The following is a 21,138-nucleotide window of genomic DNA, read 5'->3' as shown; positions in this document are numbered from 1 at the left end:
CAGCAAGTTGAAACTCAAATTCTGCATGGATAAAGGAAAGGTGAATGATTTGGCACAGGTAAATATTAAAGATATCTATCCGCTATCCCCGATGCAGGAGGGAATGTTGTTTCATTCCATCCTCGACGCAAAATCAGAAGCTTACTTTGAGCAGACCGTTATTACCTTTAATGAAGTGCTAGATGTTCATTTGGTTCAGCAAAGCTTGCAGCAGCTCATGAATCGATATGATACATTCCGTACCATTTTTATGTATAAAGAAACAGAACGTCCGCTTCAAATTGTCCTGGAAGAACGTGAAGCGTTGCCTGTTCATTTCGAAAATATCAGTGTTTTCCCTGAAGCTGAGAAAAGGGGGCATTTTACTGACTTTTTAAAGACAGAGCGTCAAGCGGGTTTTGACTTGGAAAAAGATGTTCCGATTCGGCTTGCCCTGTTTCAATGGGATGATGACTCTTGCAGGCTTGTCTGGAATGTTCATCACATTATAATGGATGGTTGGTGCATGGGAACGGTAGCCCAGGAATTTTTTACTATATATACTTCCCTTCGGTCTGGAGTGCCTGCGCAATTGGATACGGTATATCCGTACAGCAGTTTTATTCAGTGGCTGGAGCAACAGGACAAGGAAGAAGCGACAGCCTATTGGCGGGGGTATTTAAATGGACTTGAAAATGAAACAATTTTGCCGGGGTATAACCGTCCATTGAATCCAATCTTCGAAGCAGAACGTTACACATGCAAGCTGGGGAAAGAACTGACTCAAGGAATGGAGAGAATAGCTAAACACTACCACACGACAGTCAGCACTGTATTTCAAACGGTATGGGGATTATTGCTTCAAATGTACAACCACAGCCAGGATGTTGTGTTCGGGTCCGTAGTATCCGGCAGACCAGATGAAGTTCCGGGAATTGAAAATATGGTTGGATTGTTCATTAACACAATACCAACACGCATAACCAGTGATGCGGACCAGAGATTCTCAGATCTGCTGATATCTGTGCAAAACTCCAACATCGAGTCTACTCAGTACTCTTATTCTTCCTTGGCAGATATTCAGAATCACACGGATTTGAAACAAAATTTAGTCCGTCATATTGTTGTTTTTGAGAACTATCCTTATTCAGAGGAGCTTATTCATGCGGAAAAAGGGCCTGATACACTTCAGGTTACCGACGTAGAGGATATTGTACAGACCAACTATGATTTTAATGTGATTGTCGTTCCTGGATCACAGTATGAAGTTACATTTAGTTATAATCGACTGGTTTACGATGAAAATTGGATTAAGCTAATTGCAGCTCATCTTAAACGGGGACTGGAGCAGATTGTTCAACAGCCGGATCTACCGATTTCCGCTTTGGAATTTCTGACAACGGAAGAGAAAAGCCAGGTTTTATCCGAATTTAGCGGAGTACAGATCTCATATCCTTCTAGTGATACCATCCATCTTTGTTTTGAAAAACAAGTAGAAAAGACACCGAAGGCAACAGCAATTGTCTGTGAGAACTCCAGTCTGACTTATGTTGAGCTGAATGAACGTGCTAACCGACTGGCTCGTACCCTGCGTAGTTACGGCACAACAACCGATCGGCTAGTTGGACTCATGACTGATCGTTCTATAGATATGGTGGTTGGCATTCTTGCTATTCTTAAAGCAGGAGGGGCATATGTACCCATCGATCCGTCATATCCAGAGGAACGTATCCGTTATATATTTGAAGATTCCGGTGCAGACCTGCTTTTAACACAAACCCATCTTGTGGAAAAGGTCAAAGAAGCCGCCTTTGGAGGAAAAGTTCTGGTATTGGATGGAGATCCAACTGTATATCACATGGAAGGATCAAATCTGGAAGCCGTATCAGGAGCAAACGATCTAGCCTACGTCATATATACTTCAGGTACTACAGGACAGCCTAAAGGTGTAATGCTGGAGCACCATGGATTGTGTAACCTGAAAACGTATTTTGATGAAACATTGCAGATAAGTCCGTCAGATCATGCCCTACTGTTTGCGAGCTACGCATTTGATGCTGCATGCTGGGAAATATTTCAGGCGCTATTTTGTGGTGCGACACTTTACGTGCCTACTTCGGAAATCATTCTGAACTACAACCAGTTTGAACAGTATATGGCGGAACATAAAATTACGGTAGCGGCATTACCTCCTACCTACGCCGTGTATCTAAACCCAGAACGAATGCCGGATCTGCGTATTCTGTTCACCGCTGGTTCCGCTTCCTCGATGGAGCTTGTAAACAAGTGGAAGGATCAGGTTGCCTATTTTAATGGCTATGGCCCGACAGAAAACTCGGTAGCAACGTCCATTTGGCCGGTGTCGGAACACCCCGGAGCAATCGATACCATTTCTATAGGACGTCCCGTACCCAACCACCGGGTGTACATGATCGATGCTCTTGGTCATCTTTTACCTGCTGGAGTAGCAGGAGAGTTATGTGTATCCGGTCCAGGATTGGCACGCGGTTACTTGCACCGCCCAGAATTAACGGCTGAGCAATTTGTGGCTAATCCGTTTGTAGATGGGGAAGCGGGCTATGAACGCATGTATCGGACAGGCGACCTGGCAAGATGGATGCCGAACGGCAACATTGAGTATCTGGGCCGGATCGATCAGCAGGTCAAAATTCGCGGTTACCGGATTGAACTGGGCGAAGTTGAGGCGGCTATGCTGAAGGCAGATCGCATGCAAGAGGTCATCGTACTGGCACATGCAAACAGCCAAAACCAACACGAACTGGTTGCCTACTACGTGGCGGAACGCGAAGTGACGGGGAGCGAACTTCGCAAGCAGCTGAGTGAAGAACTCCCGAATTATATGGTTCCCTCGCACTTTGTTCAGATGGAGCAAATGCCGCTCACACCCAACGGCAAAATCGACCGTAAGGCATTGCCGGCACCGGAGCAGATTTCCCGTTCCACGCAGGAATATAGGGCTCCGCAGACAGCAGAGGAGCAGGCGCTGGCCCATGTGTGGGAGGCTGTACTGGGCGGCGGTCCTGTCGGATTGACGGATCAATTTTTTGATCGGGGCGGGGATTCGATCAAGGCGATTCAGGTATCCTCACGCCTGCTGCAGGCAGGGTATAAGCTGGATATTAAAGACCTGTTTAAGTACCCTGAGGTTGCTGAGCTAGCCACGCATCTGCGTGTGTCGGATACCCAATTAGCTGATCAGGAAGAGATCGAGGGAGCCGTTCTACTGACGCCGATTCAGCAGTGGTTTGTGGAGCAAGGGCAGCCTGTGCCGGACCACTTTAATCAGGCGGTTATGCTTCATCGGGAACAGGGATTCGAGGAAGAGCTGCTACGTCAGGCATTGACGCAGTTGGCGGTGCATCATGATGCGTTACGGATGGTGTTCCGCAAGGGGGAGCAAGGCTGGGAAGCGTGGAACCGCGGAGTGAAGGAAGGGAAGCTGTATGATCTGGAAGTGGCCGATTTCAAAGACGTGCCGATCGGTCCCGTATTGGGTCAAGCTATAGAAGCCCGTGCGAGCACTATTCAGAGTAGCATCCGACTGAATGAGGGGCCTTTGCTGAAAGCGGGCCTGTTCCACTGCGCTGATGGGGACCATCTGCTACTGGCTATTCATCATATGGTGGTAGACGGCGTATCGTGGCGGATACTGTTGGAGGATTTGTCGAATGCCTATGAGCAGGCTGTACGTGGAGAAGCCATACAGCTCCCGGCCAAAACAGACTCTTTCCAGGTCTGGTCGGAGCGGTTATCAGCCTATGCCGACAGTCCTGAGATGGAAAGTGAGCACGCATACTGGGAGCAAGTGAATGAATTGGCGGCATCCGAGTCTTTAAGACTTACAGAATTGTTGGATTCTAAAAAAACATTGACCATAAATAACACAGCTACTTTGAGCTTGAAATTCACGAAAGAAGAGACTGATCAACTGCTAAAGCAGGCTCATCGCGCGTACAACACAGAAGTGAACGATCTGTTGCTGACGGCGCTCGGCATGACGTTAAGCACTTGGACTGGCAGTGATCAGGTTGCAATTCTTCTGGAAGGCCATGGCCGGGAAGATATCATGAAGGATACGGATATATCACGAACGGTTGGCTGGTTCACGAGCCAGTACCCGATACTGCTGCGGATTAACGGGGAAGATCATATCTCCGGGAACATCAAACGGATGAAGGAGATGTTACGCAGCATTCCACATAAAGGGATTGGATACGGCATCTGGAGATATCTCAGCCAGAACGGACCGTCCGGGGCAACATACGCCGAGCCACAGATCAGCTTTAATTATTTGGGCGAATTTGATCAGACGCTGCGGCACAGCGAAACGCACATGTCCCCGTACTCCAGTGGAGCAGATGTTAACGAACTGACCAGAATGCCGTGTTCCCTGGATGTGGGGGGCATTGTAACGGATGAAATGCTTGAGCTGGATATTCGTTATAACACAAAAGTGTTACAGGAAGATAATGTGATAAAACTAGCCAGGGAGCTCAAGCAGAACGTGTTGGAAGTGATCCACCACTGTGTATCACAGGAGCATTCTGAATTGACGCCGAGTGATGTGCTGCTTCCGGGTTTAAGCCTGGAAGCACTGGACCGGATGGTGGAGCAGATTCAGCCTGACGGAGAACTGGAGAATATATATCCCATGACGCCGATGCAAAAAGGAATGCTGTTTCACAACATGCTGGATTCCCAGTCGAGCGCCTATGTAGAGCAGTCCACCTTTGAACTGAAGGGAACGCTGGATCTCGCTGCATTCTCTGCCAGTCTGGACTTGTTGGTGCAGCGTCATTCAGCACTGCGTACCAACTTCCGGAGCGATTTGCAGGACGAGCCCTTGCAAGTGGTGTACCGGAATAAACGCGGAGAACTGTACGTAGAGGACATACGTGAGAAGGAGAAGGTGGCGCAAGAGCAATATATCGAGGAATTCGCGCGTCGGGATCAGCAGAAGGGGTTTGATCTGGCAAAGGATACACTAATGCGGGTATCCATCTTACGTACATCAGACGATGCATACCATTTTGTATGGAGCTTCCACCATATCATCATGGATGGCTGGTGTTTGTCGCTGGTTACCAACGAAGTCTTTGGAGGATATACCGCCCTTACAGAAGGGAAGCCGCCGCAATTGCCTGTGGTAACACCATATAGCCGATACATCGAATGGCTGGAAGGGCAGAACCGTCAGGAAGCAGCGGAGTATTGGAACGGTTACCTGCAGGGCCATGAGGAGACGACAGTTTTGCCCCAGGCCAAAACAGGGAAAGCGAAGGGATATGAGGCTGAATATCTGGAATTTGATTTAGGTATAGACCTGACGGCGCAACTTCAGCAGCTGGCAAAGCAAGAACAGGTGACGATAAATACGCTGATGCAAACAGCCTGGGGTGTATTGCTGCAAAAGTATAATCGCACAGAGGATGTCGTTTTCGGTAGTGTGGTGTCGGGACGTCCAGCAGACATTGCCGGAGTAGAGCAAATGATCGGACTTTTCATTAATACAATCCCAGTCCGTGTTCAAGGTAAACCAACAACTGCATTTACTGAATTAATGAAGGAAACTCAGCGACAGGCGCTTTCTGCCAATGCCTATGACACGTTCCCGCTGTATGAAATTCAGGCACTGACCGAGCAGAAGCAGGATCTAATCAAGCACATTATGATATTCGAAAATTATCCGGTGGAGCAGCAGGTAGAGCAGCTGGGAAGTGATGGGCAGAATGCATTCACAATTTTAAACGCAGTGGCTACAGAGCAAACCAACTACGATCTGAACGTCGTCGTAATGCCGGGAGAAGGCATCAAGATTCGTTTTATGTATAACGCATTGAGCTTTGATCAAACCGGCATTGAGCGTCTGCATGGTCATTTTGCTCGTCTGCTGGAGCAAATTTCGTTCAACCCGCATGTTCGCGTTGAAGAACTGGAATTGGTGACAACGGCGGAAAGACAACAGATTACAGGCGAGTTTAACGACACGGCTTCTGTATATCCGCGCAATCAGACGATCCAAAAGCTGTTTGAGGAGCAGGCTGAACGTACGCCAGATCACGTGGCCGTCACTTTGGGTCATCAATCGTTGACCTATCGGGAACTCAATGAGAAGGCTAACCGATTAGCGCATACACTACAGACTGCTGGAGTGAAGGCCGATGAGCCTGTCGGCATTCTAACGGAGCGTTCGTTGGATATGATTAGCGGAACGTTGGCTATTTTGAAGGCTGGAGGCGCGTATATGCCGATAGATCCTCAATATCCGGAGGACCGTATCCGCTATATGCTGGAGGACTCGGGAGCCAAACTGCTGCTGACTCAACAAGATTTACTGGAACGTTGCTATTTTGATGGACAGATTGTCAATCTGAATGAGGATACGTCCTACAGTCCGGATACTTCCAATTTAGGAATAGATGGATCAGGCGAACATGCTGCTTATGTCATCTATACCTCGGGATCAACAGGCAAGCCTAAGGGCGTCGTTGTTGAGCATCAAAGTGTCGTGCGCTTGGTGCGTAATACGGATTATGTGCCGTTTGATGAATCGATCCGAATGTTGCAGACTTGCGCGTTTGTATTTGATGTGTCTACGTTTGAAATTTGGGGGGCGCTACTGAACGGCGGTGAGCTTGTACTCGTGCATAAGGATGATCTTTTGGACGTAGCTAAGCTCAAGGAGACCATACGGGACCATCGCATTACTATGATGTGGCTGACTACACCGCTATTTAATCAGCTTTCGCAGCAGGACAGTAAATTGTTCGGCGATGTGAAGTATTTGCTGGTCGGAGGCGACGTGCTGTCTGCACCGCATATTAACCGAGTGTTGCGTGATAATCCGGACATGAATATCATCAACGGCTATGGACCAACGGAAAATACTACTTTTTCGACGACTTATCATATTAAGGAAGAACAGCTTGATTCTGTGCCGATCGGGCGTCCTATCCGCAATTCTACGGCGTATGTGGTCGATTCGGCGTTTAACCTGCAGCCGATTGGAGCATGGGGTGAGCTGGTTGTTGGCGGAGACGGAGTCGCACGCGGTTACCTGAACCGTCCTGATTTGACGGCTGAGAGATTCCTTGCCAATCCGTGGGTGTACGGAGATCGCCTTTACTGCACGGGAGACCTTGTTCGCTGGCGTGAAGACGGTACATTAGAATACGCTGGACGGATGGATCAACAAGTTAAAATTCGCGGCTACCGAATTGAGCTGGGCGAGGTCGAGTCGGCTATGCTGAAAATAGATCGTATCCAAGAGGTCATCGTACTGGCACATGCAAACAGCCAAAACCAACACGAACTGGTTGCCTACTACGTGGCAGAACGGGAAGTGACAGGGAGTGAGCTTCGCAAGCAGCTGAGTGAAGAACTCCCGAATTATATGGTTCCCTCGCACTTTGTTCAGATGGAGCAAATGCCGCTCACACCCAACGGCAAAATCGACCGTAAGGCATTGCCGGCACCAGAACAGATTTCCCGTTATACGCAGGAATATAGTGCTCCACGGACGGCAGAGGAGCAGGTTCTGGCTCGTGTGTGGGAGGCTGTACTGGGCGGCGGTCCGGTCGGATTGACGGATCAATTTTTTGATCGGGGCGGGGATTCGATCAAGGCGATTCAGGTGTCCTCACGCCTGCTGCAGGCAGGATACAAGCTGGATATCAAAGACTTGTTTAAGTACCCTGAGGTTGCTGAGCTAGCTATGCACCTGCGTGTGTCGGATACCCAATTAGCTGATCAGGAAGAGGTCAGCGGAGCCGTGCTGCTGACACCGATTCAGCAGTGGTTTGTGGAACAAGAGCAGCCTGTGCCGGACCACTTTAATCAGGCGGTTATGCTTCACCGGGAGCAAGGATTCGAGGAAGAGCCGCTACGCCAGGCACTGACGCAGTTGGTGGTGCACCATGATGCGTTGCGGATGGTGTTCCGCAAGGCAGAGCAAGGCTGGGAAGCGTGGAACCGCGGAGTGAAGGAAGGGAAGCTGTATGATCTGGAAGTGGCCGATTTCAAAGACGTGCCGATCGGTCCCGTATTGGGTCAAGCTATAGAAGCCCGTGCGAGCACTATTCAGAGTAGCATCCGACTGAATGAGGGGCCTTTGCTGAAAGCGGGCCTGTTCCACTGCGCTGATGGGGACCATCTGCTACTGGCTATTCATCATATGGTGGTAGACGGCGTATCGTGGCGGATACTGTTGGAGGATTTGTCGAATGCCTATGAGCAGGCTGTACGTGGAGAAGCCATACAGCTCCCGGCCAAAACAGACTCCTTCCGGGTCTGGTCGGAGCGGTTATCAGCCTATGCCGACAGTCCTGAGATGGAAAGTGAGCACGCATACTGGGAGCAATTGAATGAATTGGCGGCATCCGAGTCGCCCCAACTTCCAGTGTCCCAAGAGCATAGCGATAAGTTTATGCAGCAAGACATGGGTATCGTAAATGTGAGGCTTACGAAGGAAGAGACTGATCAACTACTGAAGCAAGCCCACCGCGCGTACAACACAGAAGTGAATGATCTGTTGTTGACGGCACTCGGCAAGACGTTAAGCGCTTGGACTGGCAGTGAAAAGGTTGCGATTCTTCTCGAAGGCCATGGCCGGGAAGAAATCATAAAGGATACGGATATATCACGGACGATTGGCTGGTTTACGAGTCAATACCCGGTACTGCTGCGGATTAACCGGGAAGATGATATCTCCGGGCACATCAAACGGATGAAGGAGATGCTGCGCAGCATTCCACATAAAGGAATTGGGTATGGCATCTGGAGATATCTCAGCCAGAATGGACCGTCCGGGGCAACATACGCCGAGCCACAGATCAGCTTTAATTATTTGGGCGAATTTGATCAGTCACTGCAGCATAGCGGCATGCATTTTTCTCCATATTCCAGCGGAGCTAATACTCATGAATTGACCCAAATGCCCTGTGTTATGGACGTGGGAGGACTCGTTACAGATGGCATGCTGGAACTAAGTATTCAATACAACATTAAGGCACTCCAACAAAATGCTGCTGAGCATCTAGCAGAGCAATTCAAGCAGAACGTGCTGGAAGTGATTCAGCATTGTGCATCTCGGGAGCACTCCGAATTGACGCCAAGTGATGTGCTGCTTTCGGGCTTAAGCCTGGAAGAACTGGACCGGATGGTGGAGCAGATTCAGCCTGACGGAGAGCTTGAGAATATGTACCCCATGACGCCGATGCAAAAAGGCATGCTGTTTCACAACATGCTGGATTCCCAGTCGATCGCCTATGTGGAGCAGTCCACCTTTGAATTGAAGGGAACGCTGGATCTCGCTGCATTCGCCGCCAGTCTGGACTTGTTGGTACAGCGTCATTCAGCTCTGCGGACCAACTTCCGGAGCGATTTGCAGGACGAGCCGCTGCAAGTGGTGTACCGGAATAAACGCGGAGAACTGTACGTAGAGGATATACGTGAGAAGGAGAAGTCGGCGCAAGAGCAGTATATCGAGGAGTTCACGCGTCGAGATCAGCAGAGGGGCTTTGATCTGGCAAAGGATGCACTGATGCGTGTATCTATCTTGCGTACATCAGATGATTCATACCATTTTGTATGGAGCTTCCACCACATCATAATGGATGGCTGGTGTTTGTCGCTGGTTACCAACGAAGTCTTTGGAGGATATACCGCCCTAGTAGAAGGGAAGCCACCGCAATTGCCTGTGGTAACACCCTACAGCCGATACATCGAATGGCTGGAGGGACAGAACCGTCAGGAAGCAGCGGAGTATTGGAGCGGTTACTTGCGAGGCTATGAGGAGACGGCGGTTTTGCCGCAGGCCAAAACAGGGAAGACCCAGGGATATGAGGCCGAACATCTGGAATTTGATTTGGGTATAGACCTGACAACGGCCCTACTGCAATTGGCAAAGCAAGAACAGGTAACGATAAATACGCTGATGCAAACGGCCTGGGGTGTTTTGTTGCAAAAGTATAATCGCACAGAGGATGTCGTTTTCGGGAGCGTGGTATCTGGACGTCCAGCGGACATTGCCGGAGTAGAGCAGATGATTGGACTATTCATTAACACGGTCCCCGTCCGTATTCAAGGCGGACAAGCAACTGCATTTACAGAGCTGATGAAGCAAACTCAGCGGCAGGCGCTTGCTTCGGGATCATACGAAACGTTCCCACTCTATGAGATTCAGGCACAGGCAGAGCAGAAAGTGGAACTGATTAATCATATTATGGTATTTGAGAACTATCCGGTGGATGAACAACTTGAGCAATTAGGTGAAAGAGAGGAAGCTGATTTTAAAATAACCGGAGCAGGAGCGGTTGAGCAGACGAATTATGATTTTAATATCGTGGTTTTACCGGGAGAGACGCTGCGAGTTCATTTTGGTTACAACGCCCAGGTATATGACTATGAAAGGATAGAACAGATCCGGGGGCATTTGCTGCAACTGCTGGAGCAAATCAAGATCAATCCAGCTGGTCGGATTTGCGAGCTGGATATATTAACGCCTCAGGAACGCGAGCAACTGCTGGGTGCTTGGTGTGACACGAAAGCAGCATATCCACGTGAGCAGACGATTCACGGGTTGTTTGAGGAGCAGGTTAAGCAGACACCGGAGCAGGTAGCGGTATATTTTGAAGGAGCACAAGTGACCTACCGTGAATTAAATGAGCGAGCGAACCGTCTGGCGCGTACTTTACGCAGTAACGGTGTGATGGCAGACGGCCTAGTCGGCCTGATGACAGAGCGATCGATTGACATGATTGTCGGCATCTTAGGTATTTTGAAGGCAGGGGGCGCCTACATTCCGATCGATCCGACTTATCCGGAGAACCGCATCCGTTATATGCTGGACGATTCAGGTACGGAACTGCTGTTAACGCAGCAGCATTTGGTTGAAAAAGTGGAATTTAGGGGCAAGGTCCTGCTGCTGGATGCAGAAATGGACGAAGCCACTGCGGATGCAAGTATGGCTGAGGCAAAAGGAAAAGCTATATCCGCATATCACAGGGATGGTTCGAATTTGGAAGCCACATCGGGTCCTCATAACCTAGCATATGTAATCTATACGTCCGGAACGACAGGTCAGCCTAAGGGAGTCATGCTCGAGCATCGTGGACTCTGCAATCTGCATACGTATTTCAGGGAGACATTGCGGATCAGCAGTTCCGACCGTGTTGTATCGTTCGCCAGCTTTTCCTTTGATGCGGCATGCTGGGAAATGCTTCAGGCGCTCTTCAACGGGGCCACTTTATGTATCCCGACATCCGAAACCATTCTCAGTTATGACAAGTTTGAGCAGTATATGGCGGATCATCACATTACAATTGCAACGCTGCCCCCAACCTATGCCATATACTTGAGCCCTGAACGAATGCCGGAACTACGCATCATGTTCACGGCCGGATCGGCGACCAGCACTGAGCTAGTCAGCAAATGGAGAGACGGTGTGACCTATGTTAACGCCTACGGTCCAACGGAAAATTCCATAGCAACGTCTGTTTGGCCAGTACCGGGAGGGGCCGAAGCAGGGGTATCCATCTCAATCGGACGTCCTGTACCAAATCACCGCGTGTATATGGTCGATGCACATGGGCAACTTGCACCGACAGGAATCCCAGGTGAACTGTGCGTATCCGGCCCAGGGTTGGCACGCGGATACCTGCATCGTCCGGAATTAACGGCTGAACAATTTGTGACCAATCCGTTTACAGGTGGGGAAGCGGGCTATGAACGCATGTATCGGACAGGCGACCTTGCGAGATGGATGCCTGACGGCAACATTGAGTACCTGGGTCGGATTGACCATCAGGTCAAAATTCGCGGTTACCGGATTGAACTGGGCGAAGTTGAGGCGGCTATGCTGAAGGCAGATCGCATGCAAGCGGTCATTGTACTGGCACATGAAAATAGCCAAAACCAACATGAACTCGTTGCTTATTATGTGGCGGAACGGGAAGTGACGGGGAGCGAGCTTCGCAAGATGTTAAATGAAGAACTCCCGAATTATATGGTCCCTTCTCACTTCATTCAATTGCAGAACGTACCTCTTACACCGAACGGTAAAATTGACCGTAAGGCGCTGCCGATACCAGAAGGTCGTTTGTCCGACCATGTTGCACCGCGAACGTGGATGGAAATAAAATTGGCAGACATCTGGCAGGATGTGCTGGGTCTACCGCAAGTAGGCATCAACGAAAATTTCTTTGAAATTGGTGGTCATTCGCTGCGAGCGACGACACTGACTTCTAGAGTTCGCAAAGATTTAAACAAACCGATGGATTTGCAAAACATATTTGAGGCACCGACGATCGAGCAATTGGCGGTCTTGCTTGAAGAACAGGATCAAATCACATATGCATCCATTCCGGTGGCGGAAAAACGCGACACTTACCCGCTTTCTTTCGCACAGACACGGATGTATGTGCTCCACCAGCTGGATCCGGAAGGGATAAGCTATAACACCACATCAGCACTGAGAGTAATCGGTCCGATAGATGTGAACCAGGTGGAAGAGGTATTCCGTCAATTAATTTCACGTCATGCGGCCCTCCGGACAAGCTTTGAACTGGTAAATGGCGTGCCTATGCAGCGAGTGCACGATACGATTCAATTTGAGTTGGAATATGCCACAATATCAGAACTGCGGACAGAATCCAATGAACTTATGCTTGAAAATTTAGCAGAAGAACATGCCCGTTCCTTTGTACGCCCATTTGACTTGAGGATCGCTCCGTTGCTACGTGTAAAGCTGGTCAAATTGGGATTGGACGAAGAAGGCCAGGAGCCGCAGCACTTATTGATGCTTGATATGCACCACATCGTTTCAGACGGAGTATCCATTGAAATATTAGCTGGTGATTTTGCCCGCTTATATAGCGGTGAAGTATTATCTCCGCTGCGTATTCAATATACGGACTATGCTGTGTGGCAGCATAGCAAAACTCAGCAGGAGCGAATAAAGAGTCAGGGAGAGTACTGGCTGAATAGATTTAGTGGTGACTTGCCTCAACTGGATTTGCCAACTGATTTTGAGCGTCCGGTAACACGATGTACGAAAGGTGACGCTGTTGAGTTTGAAATGGGACAGGAATTGACTCAGTGTTTAAAAGAACTGGCGGTGCATACGGATTCTACGCTGTACATGGTACTTATGGCTGCATACACAGCATTGCTGCATTATTACACAGGGCAGGAAGACATCATTGTTGGTACTCCGATTGCAGGTAGACCGCATGCTGACCTGGAGCCTATGCTCGGTATGTTTGTCGGCACGCTCGCATTACGCAATCATCCTCACGCTGAACAGACGTTTTATAACTGCATTGAGGACGCCAAGACGTGTGCACTGCAAGCATATGCGCATCAGGATTATCCGTTTGAGGAGCTGGTGGAAAAGCTCGACCTGAAACGAGATATGAGCCGTAATCCGTTGTTCGACACGATGTTTGTATTGCAGAATGTGGAGAAAAAGGAAGTGAAGTTGGACAAGTTGTTCTTCCGCTCTTTTGGCATAGAGCAGGTTTCTGCGAAATTCGACCTGACGCTTGAAGTTAATGAGGAGGAAGCATCTATTCAACTCCAATTTCTGTACGCTACATCTTTGTTTAAACGGGAAACGGTAGAAAGCATGGCAAGGCATTTTGTACAGTTGGTTAAAACCGTTGTAGCCAATCCCGATACTAAGCTGGGCGAATTGACGCTGATTTCGGAAGAAGACAAAGGGATTCTAAAAAAACATAGGGACATCCTAAAGGCTTCTCGCTACTGGAGTACTCTGCTCGAAGGCTATGAAGAAGCACCTCAATTGCCATATGCCAATCTGATGGGACGCAGTCCATATCAGACAGAGCATCTGGAGATTAATTTGGATGTTGAACGAACGGTAGCACTGCAGCGAATTGCACTGAATGAGCAGGTGACGACAAATACGCTACTGCAGACAGCCTGGGGAATTTTATTACAAAAGTATAACGGTACAGATGATGTGGTGTTCGCTTGCTCCATATCAAGTCCTTTGACAGATAAATTGGATTCGAAGCATTCAATTGGACTGGGTAACCACACCTTACCAGTTCGCATTCGAACCGAAGCAGGAGCTAACTTTATCGGGTTGATGAGAGGTGTGCAGCAGCAAACCGATGAATCTGCGGTATATGAACATTTGCCAATGTCTGAATTGGTTACAGCGAAAGTGCAACAACTGGCCCTCTTTGGCCATAGAATGGTGTTTGAGACTACTTTGGAAGAGGCCAATACTGAGCAAGAAAGCTACGATTTAAGCATCATAGTACTTCAGGGAGATACGCTACGAATTGATTTTTCCTACAATGCCCAGGTGTATGATCATCAGAGTGTGTCGCAGATTCAAGGACATCTACTGCGGTTGCTGGATCAAATTATAGCGAACCCGGATAGTTTAATTGAGGCAATGGATCTGTTGACTAAGCACGAGCGGGAGCACATCATCCAGGTGTGGGGAAATACCACGGCAGAGTATTCGCGTGAACAAACAATTCACGAACTGTTCGAGGAACAGGTTTTGCAGACTTCGGATCAGACAGCGGTATATTTTGAAGGTCAACAATTGACCTACCATGAATTGAACGAGCGCGCAAACCGTCTGGCCCGTACTTTACGCAGCTATGGCGTGAAAGCCGATAGTCTGGTTAGTCTGATGACAGAGCGTTCCGTAGATATGATTGTGGGCATATTGGGAATTTTGAAGGCGGGGGGAGCATATATCCCGATAGACCCAACCTATCCGGAGGAACGCATCCGCTACATGCTGGACGACTCAGGTACGGAACTGTTGTTAACACAACAGCACCTGACGGAAAAGGTGCTGTTTGGAGGCAAAGTGTTGGTGCTTGACGGTGAACAGGACGGAGTCGCTTCCGATACAAGAAAAGCGGATGTACGCGGGGAAATGCTGCCCGTATATCATCAGAACGGTTCGAATCTGGAGGCTGTATCGGGTCCAAACGATCTAGCATATGTCATCTATACGTCCGGGACGACAGGTCAGCCTAAGGGAGTAATGCTTGAGCATCACGGTCTTAGTAATCTTAAAACCTACTTCGAGCAAAAGTTGAGTATTGGCTTGTCCGATCGGGTTGTCATGTTTGCCAGTTATTCGTTTGATACGTCATGCTCGGAAATAATCCAGTCTTTACTATGCGGAGCGACATTGTATATACCTTCCTCCGAGACTATTTTGAATTATGAACGTTTCGAGCAATACATGGCTGCCTGCAGAATTACAATTGCAACGCTGCCGCCAAACTATGCTGTATACCTGAACCCGGATCGCATGCCTGATTTGCGTGTTCTGCTCACAGCAGGATCGGCCTCTACCGCAGAACTGGTGTCCAAATGGAAGGACCGGGTGGCTTATTACAATGCGTATGGTCCTACCGAAAATTCCGTTGCAACGTCTCTTTGGCCGGTATCGGAAGAAAATTCTGAGTTAGGTGGAATCATATCCATCGGACGGCCAGTATCTAATCACCGCGTGTATATGGTGGATACACACGGAAATCTTTCACCTGCAGGAGTCCCTGGTGAGCTGTGTGTATCCGGTCCGGGGCTGGCACGCGGCTATCTGCACCGTCCAGAGCTGACAAAAGAAAAATTCGTAGCCAATCTGTTTGCAGCAGAGGAAGTTGGCTATGAGCGAATGTACCGTACAGGTGACTTGGCACGATGGTTGCCAGATGGGAACATTGAATATTTGGGTAGGATTGACCATCAGGTCAAAATCCGCGGGTATCGGATTGAGCTCGGTGAGATTGAAGCGCAAATTATCAAGGTGGACGGTGTTAAAGAATCTATTGTCATGGCTCGTGCAGATCAGCAGGGAGACTATCATTTGGCCGCTTACTACGTAGCTGAAAAAGAAATCAGCGGCAGTATGATGTTGAATTTGCTGAATGAGAAATTGCCGAACTATATGGTACCGTCGTATTTTATACAACTGCAGAACATGCCGCTGACACCGAATGGAAAAATTGATCGCAAGGCACTGTCAGCATTCGAGGAACATACTGATTTGACTGCAGAATATGCAGCGCCGCGCACAGCCATGGAGGCGAAGTTAGCACAAATCTGGAGAGAGGTACTCGACATTCCGTCCGTCGGAATTCATCATAATTTCTTTGCCATTGGCGGACATTCACTTCGTGCGACTGCATTGGCCGCAAAAATTCACAAAGAACTAAATATTGAGTTTCCGTTGCGTTATGTATTTGACTTTCCAACAATTGAGCAAATGGCGCAGGCTGTTCATGAATTGTCTCCAAATCCATTTGCAGCGATTCCTGTTGCCGAATTGAGAGACAGTTATCCGGCATCTATAACTCAAAATAGACTATACGTTTTGAGCAGTATGAATAACTACAATATGTCTGCCATGCTTTTGATGGAAGGGGAACTGAACCTTTTACGATTAGAAAGAGCGCTTAAGCAATTAATTCAGCGTCATGATACATTGCGAACTTCTTTTGAATTCGTAGATGATAAACTGGTACAACGGATTCACGACCATGTCGATTTCACTTTGGAGGTTATGCAGGGACATGGGGAGAACGAAGCAAGAGCAATGATGAGACAATTTATCAGACCTTTTGATCTTGGGAAGGCACCGTTAATTCGAGCTGCTCTGTTGCAAGAGTCTCCACAGCGCCATTGGTTTATGTTTGACATGCATCATGTGATTTCAGATGGTGTATCCATGAGTATATTGATGAACGAGCTGCCCGCACTGTATGAAGAAAAAACGTTGCCCGCCTTGCGAATTCAATACAAGGATTATGCGGTATGGCAGCAAGGAGATATTGGTAGCTCATGGATGGAAAAACAAGAAGAATACTGGCTCAAGCAAATGAGCGGCGATATTCCGATTTTGGGTATCCCAGTCGACTTTGAAAGACCTGCAACACGTAGCACTTCGGGCAGCACTGTTTCCTTTGCCATTTCACCTCAGGACGTGGACCGTTTGAAAGAAATCAGTTTGCAGGCGGGAGCTACTTTATTTATGGTATTACTGGCGGCCTACAAGACCCTATTGTTCAAGTACAGCGGTCAGGAGGACATCGTTGTTGGAACACCTATTGCAGGTAGACAGCATCATGATTTGCAGCCGGTCATCGGTATGTTTGTCAACACGCTTGCATTGCGGAGCTTTCCTGAAGGGGATAAGTCTTTTTACGAATATGTTCAGGAAGTGAAGGACCAGGTGCTTGATGCCTTTGAGCATCAGGATTATCCGTTTGAATTGCTGGTGGAGAAGCTGAATGTACAAAGGGACCTGAGCCGAAATCCGTTATTCGATACTCTTTTTGAGCTAGATAACATGGACTCTGGTACGACGGAATTCCAAGACTTGCAGGTTACTCTGTGCCCGGGCGAACAGAATATGGCAAAATTCGATTTGACACTTACGGCCATGGAAAGCTCTGAAGGTTTGGTTTTCAGCTTCACATATGCCGATAGCCTGTACAAGAGAAGCACGATTAAACGAATGGCCGATCACTTTCTCCAGTTGATTAAAGCTGTTGTAGATGAACCACAGACAAAGCTTTCTGAAATTGAGATCATTACGCCACAGGAAATCGAAATGATATTGGATGTCTGGGGAAATACCGTGGTGAAATACCCAAGTGAAAAAACCATTCATCAATTATTCGAAGAACAGGTAGAGAAGACTCCAGATCAAGTAGCTGTAGTTTTTGGAGATAGCCAGATCACATATAACGAATTAAATGTGCGTGCAAACCAACTGGCTCGCGTGCTAAGAGCAGAAGGAGTCCAGGCGGATCAATTGGTCGGAATGATTATGGAGCGCTCTATCGAAATGATTGTAGGGATTTTTGGTATTTTAAAAGCTGGTGGGGGATATGTACCTATCGACCCTGAGTTTCCGCAGGAACGTACGCTCTATATGTTACAAGACAGCCATATTAAGCTTATGGTTGCCATGCCAGAAATGGCCGCGAAGGTACCGTCGGATGTGCTGATCATTTCACCTGATAGTCACAGGCTATCCGCAGAAGACGGTTCCAATTTGGCTGAAGTATGTGAATCCGGCCATTTGGCTTATGTGATGTATACCTCAGGTACAACGGGCAAACCCAAAGGAGTGATGATTCAACACTCTAATGTCGTGAATATGACAACCGCATTTAGACAACAAGTGTATAAGAAGTACAAATCTCCAATGCGGATGGCATGGCTATCGCCGTATGTATTTGATGCATCAGTGAAACAAATTTTCCCATGCCTGCTTCTCGGGCATGCGCTTCACGTGGTGCCGAGAGAGATTAGCACCAATGGTCATCGTTTGGCTGACTATTTCAGATCCCAACGGATTGATTTTACTGATGGTACACCGGCACACATGCATATGCTGACGGAAATGCAAGACTCCGTTGCAGACCTGAATGTACAGCATTTTATTTTTGGAGCAGAGGCGCTGCCCAGTCATCTCGTTAAAACATTTTTGAGCACCCGGCCCGGATATCGTCCGCAAATAACTAATGTTTATGGTCCTACTGAGTGCTGCGTAGACACAACTGCATACGACATTGACGGGGAAACGATGACAGCTTGGACACATACGGTGCCGATTGGCAAGCCAATGGCTAACCAGCACGTATATATTATGGATATGAATCGGAAGTTGGTTCCGATAGGAATTGCAGGCGAGATCTACATCGGTGGTGATGGAGTAGGGCGAGGTTATATGGGAAATCGTGAGCTGACAGATGAGAAATTTATAGCAGACCCCTTCCAACCCGGAAAACGTATGTACCGCACAGGAGATTTGGCGCGATGGATGGCAGATGGAAATATTGAATATTTAGGCAGGATGGATCATCAGGTAAAAATTCGGGGTTACCGAATTGAACTTGGAGAAGTAGAAGCGCAATTAATGAACCTGCCTGCGATCCGTAAAGCGGTGGTTATTGCTCGTGAGAATGAATCAGGACAAAAAGATTTATGTGCTTATTTTGTGGCTGATAGCGATCTGACCATTCAGGAACTTAAAGCAGCGTTGGTTCCGAATCTTCCGATGTACATGCTGCCAAGCTATTTTGTTCAATTGGAGAAGATGCCGTTGACTACTAACGGAAAAATTGATCGTAAATCGCTTCCTGCGCCGGACGGAGACATTCAAACAGGTGTTGAATATGCAGCCCCGCGAAACGGCATGGAACGGCATATGGTAGATATTTGGAAGCAGAATCTGGGTGTCAGTATTGTTGGCATTGATGATAACTATTTTGATTTAGGCGGACACTCCCTAAAAGCCATTCAATTGGTTTCACAGGCTCAGGCTATTGGCATTGAAATAGGGATTAATCAGGTGTTTCAATATCAGACTATTCGCCAAATATCAGAGTATATGCGAGCAGACACTTCAATGTCGGGTATGCTAACACGTGATATTGCCGAGGCAATCGACATCATCGAAAAGGCTTATGACGTACATGCTCATTTCCAATCAACAGCTGTTGAAGGGCGAGATCAATTAACTTTGCACATAGATCCTTTCGATTCTATACAAGCAGAGGACCTGAAGAAAGTCATTTTGTCACGCCTTCATCCTGACCTTCATCCACATCATTTGCTTCCTTTTGAAGCAGCTGCTCAAGTACCTGACTGTGAAAAGCTGTACACAGATACGATGGTAGATGATGAAGCTGTGAAGCGGCATGCTGAGGAATGGCTGGAACATCTGCTGCGGATGAATGACCAATGGAACAGCACGATGCTGGCAGGAGAGCCTTTACAACGCTATGCGCTTGCTCCCGCTCAACATTATCATTTGGAGCATCCGCAATCTTCAGGAGGTGTCATTCCTTTTGATAGTTACCTGCTGGATGTAGAACGGTTATCTGCAATCATGCAACGCCTGATAGAGCGCCATGAACTCTTTAGAAGTGTGTTGGTCCAAACGGATGTCGGATGGGAATGGGAAATGTTGTCCATGAAGGAGCGCATGGATATTCCAATGATAGATTTATCGAACTACGGTGCAGAGATGCAAAATCGTATACTCTCACATATACTGCCTGTATTCTTTATGAACCCTTATGAAACAACCGGAAACTTGTTATATCGCATTGCGCTTGTTCGCCTTAATTTACGGGATCATTTGCTGCTGCTCCCTTGTTCACATCTCATCTATGATGGCATGAGCGGAGAGGTCGTTAAGAGTGAATTGTACCGTGCATATGATGACATGAGCAATGTAAAAGAGCAACTAGCAGGAAGCTACCGTGATTATGTGAGTCAGGTTCGCAAAGGACCTCAGGGCATGGGCGATCAAGAGATTGTCGACAAATTTCTCTTGTCTGCATTTGCTGCTGCTTCGGATGCTGTAGTCTTCGCAATTGATGAGCGCAACCATACAACGGGCACAGATGTGACAGTAGAACTTGCAGATTGGAATGATTCTGACGCAATCGGAGACATGTGGGACTTGGCTATACGACTAGCTAACCGCTTTTTCCGCAGATATTTGCAAGTGGACGAGATTCCTATTCTTCTCACCAATTATGGCCGGGCATACGAGGACAAGCAGTATTTTGATATTATAGGTGAATTTATAGACCAAATCCCTGTACTGCTTACAGATGCGGATGAACATGGGCATGAGATCAGAAACAGTATGCAGTTGGCCGTAGCGCGTAACCTGAATTTTCTAAATCTCATATACAATGATGAAATGGCTTCGTTGTATCCGCAGTCTAACCGGTATCTGAAGCATAGCCTGAATAAGCTACCTATTGTCTTCAATTACCTTGGCGAAGCGTCGGATAAATATCAATTGTTTAAAAATATCGAGCCAGAAGAGAGGGACATCTATCGGGATTCAATCATTTTCTTTACTGTTCAGCATGTGGAGAATGTATTGCAAATCTCGCTGGAACTTCCTTTTGAAGAAAATTCAGAAGCCGTTAAAGCGATGTTGGAAACAGAGCTAGCGAACTTACTAGTAACAGATGGAAATGGAATAATGTCCACCTAATTTTTCACTTTAGGCATTAAAAACAAGCTCTGAGTTCAAAATAGGGAAACTGCCCCAAAGCTTTCAAATGGCTTTGGGGCAATCTAAACAAACCACAAAAGCCGCAAGTC

1 protein-coding gene is annotated in these 21,138 nt (G+C 47.8%); it reads left to right on the top strand.

The annotated features are described in order from the left end of the window. The first annotated feature begins 7 nt into the window (after positions 1-7). Positions 8-21,028, top strand: a complete 21,021-nt coding sequence (locus tag MHB46_RS01870) for a non-ribosomal peptide synthase/polyketide synthase (protein ID WP_341161408.1) — start codon at positions 8-10, stop codon at positions 21,026-21,028. Positions 21,029-21,138 lie beyond the last annotated feature (110 nt).

Origin of the sequence: Paenibacillus sp. FSL H7-0703, from assembly GCF_038003485.1 — a bacterium.
Classification (GTDB): domain Bacteria; phylum Bacillota; class Bacilli; order Paenibacillales; family Paenibacillaceae; genus Paenibacillus; species Paenibacillus polymyxa_B.
This window is presented reverse-complemented; position numbering and strand designations above follow the sequence as displayed.